At 48.5% G+C, this 1,935-nt stretch carries 3 protein-coding genes; 2 read left to right on the forward strand and 1 reads right to left on the reverse strand.

Features of this window, described 5'->3' with window-relative positions; genetic code table 11:
- Window positions 1–162: 162 nt before the first annotated feature.
- On the forward strand, window positions 163–357 hold the full coding sequence (locus tag K419_RS24465; protein WP_404813211.1) for a GNAT family N-acetyltransferase: 195 nt from the start codon (window positions 163–165) through the stop codon (window positions 355–357).
- A gap of 382 nt (window positions 358–739) precedes the next feature.
- On the opposite strand, the gene K419_RS0118850 is transcribed toward K419_RS24465, so the two are convergent.
- Window positions 740–1,120, reverse strand: a complete 381-nt coding sequence (locus tag K419_RS0118850; protein WP_026842900.1) for a type II toxin-antitoxin system VapC family toxin — start codon at window positions 1,118–1,120, stop codon at window positions 740–742.
- Window positions 1,121–1,541: 421 nt separating this feature from the next.
- Here K419_RS0118850 and K419_RS0118860 point away from each other — a divergent pair, with 421 nt between their 5' ends.
- Window positions 1,542–1,886, forward strand: coding sequence for a transposase (locus tag K419_RS0118860; protein WP_026842901.1), 345 nt, complete (start codon window positions 1,542–1,544; stop codon window positions 1,884–1,886).
- The last annotated feature ends 49 nt before the right edge of the window (window positions 1,887–1,935 follow it).

A 1,935-nucleotide genomic window follows, 5' to 3' on the forward strand; every position in this document is an offset into this window, starting at 1 on the left:
CGGAACGGATTATAGCACGGCGACAACTAAAACCTAAGCACTTTCTCGGGGATTAGACAACAAATTCAGCACGTTATGTTTCCGGACGGAAACTATCTAGATCAATCGTTCAAGAAATTTACGAAATATGAAGTCATAGCAATACACAACAAGGCTTACCTGATGTACGAGGTGACCGGGAAGGAAATAACAATTTGGGTCTGCTATACGGAAGAAAAAATCCGGAATAGCGGGTATATGACACAATTGCTTAATCTATTGATCAATAAGTACAAGAACAAAAAAATCACAGTCGATACTCATAATCAAAACTTACGTCACATTTGCAATGACCTCAGAATAAATCTTTTTAGGTGATAAGGCTGCCTTGGATTCCAACACTCGCCAATACCATTCAGCTAAAGCCGCTAGTCAGGCTCGAAGACGTTGGCAAAAAGCAAGTGGCGGTGTGATCGCGTTAGTTTGAACTGAAGGCTCATATTGAGGAGTGACCATGATCACGCCAATCAATACTTCTGAAGAATTTGTGTTTCAAGTTTGCCGCAAATCATTTATGTCCCTTTGGAGTTACGCAAATCCAATAGGTAAAAAGGGTAAAGTGGTGCGATGGGGCCAGGCATTGATAAATTGATAACTCGGATGCGGAGCCAAGCGCTCCGCAGGTCACGCCGCGACGTTGGCTAACTGATTGAGATCACACAAGCGAAACCGAAGGGGTGGGAAAGAGGCTGGGGTGAAATCAGCACGAGTGAACAGTAAGTGGGCTTACCTTGCTGAAATGCGAGTCATTGGTGATCAGGCAGGATTTGCGGAAGAGGGCGGTTGCGCCGATTATCGCATCGGGAAGTTTCATCCGGAACTGCATCCTTAGATCAAGAGCCTTGGAAATAAGTCCGCTGTCGTCGTGCGCAAGCGGTACTACCTCTACAAGCTCCACAAACCTCACAAAACAGTCACGGTCACTTTCAGACAAGCCGTCGAAGGCGAGAAATTCGAGATAGGTGATGACGGAGATGCCAACGTACTCGGCAGTTTCAAGTTTATAGGCAAGGTCACGATTTCCGGCTAGAAGGGAGACAACAGCATTCGTATCTAGCAGAAACCGGCGGTTACCACTCATCACGCATGCTCCGCTGAACTGCTACTGCGTCCCCTTTCCAGGACAACTTGCCACAGAGCTTGGTAAAACCATTGCTCTTCCCCGGTAGTGAATTCCGTCGGGGCTGTTTTGTCTGGCGGGACAGCAAAAACTGGTAAAAGTCCCTCATCTCCCGGCGTGCGGAAGGAGAAAGGGCTGTAAGATCGAGTTGTTTGGGGTTGGCGGGCATGATGTGACCTCCTTCGGCCTGGAAACAGTAGCATAAGGGGGAAAACCTGGCAAGAGTACATGGCGCCTAGCGAAGCGCCAAACAGGTCGTGTGGCGGCGTGTGGCGGGGTCGGACCAAGGTAGGATGCTGTAATGACACGACAATACCCGAAAAACTCCCTGTATTTCACCCTTAGAAGCACCTTTTTACCGGCAAAATGGGGCCAATAATGCATGGCAAGAGCTAACAGGCACCACATACCAGGGCAGGTATGGCACATTACTCATCGGTGCCATAAAAAGGAGTTCCTGCTGAAGTTCGCCAAGGATCGACAACGTTGGCGCTACTGGCTTTTCGAGGCCAGAAAGCGCTTTGGTCTTCAAGTGCTGAATTATACGGCCACGTCAAATCATATTCATCTTCTGGTCGTTGATAATCACATGGATACCATACCGAAGAGTCTGCAGTTGATCGCTGGCAGGACCGATCAAGAATATAACCAGCGAAAGGAGCGTAACGGTGCTTTCTGGGAGGCCCGCCGTGTCAAAATAGTTGTCGCCTCAATAGCTCACCTGTAAACTGCGGGCGGAGGAGGCAATCACATGGCTCGATACTCACAAGAATTCA

It is taken from the genome of Citrifermentans bremense R1 (assembly GCF_000426865.1).
Lineage (GTDB): Bacteria > Desulfobacterota > Desulfuromonadia > Geobacterales > Geobacteraceae > Geomonas > Geomonas bremensis.

What these genes read in the sequence shown, in the direction of transcription:
- K419_RS24465 (WP_404813211.1), top strand. Translation starts at nt 163, where the DNA reads ATGTACGAGGTGACCGGGAAGGAAATAACAATTTGGGTCTGCTATACG.
- K419_RS0118850 (WP_026842900.1), bottom strand. Translation starts at nt 1,120, where the DNA reads ATGAGTGGTAACCGCCGGTTTCTGCTAGATACGAATGCTGTTGTCTCC.
- K419_RS0118860 (WP_026842901.1), top strand. Translation starts at nt 1,542, where the DNA reads ATGGCAAGAGCTAACAGGCACCACATACCAGGGCAGGTATGGCACATT.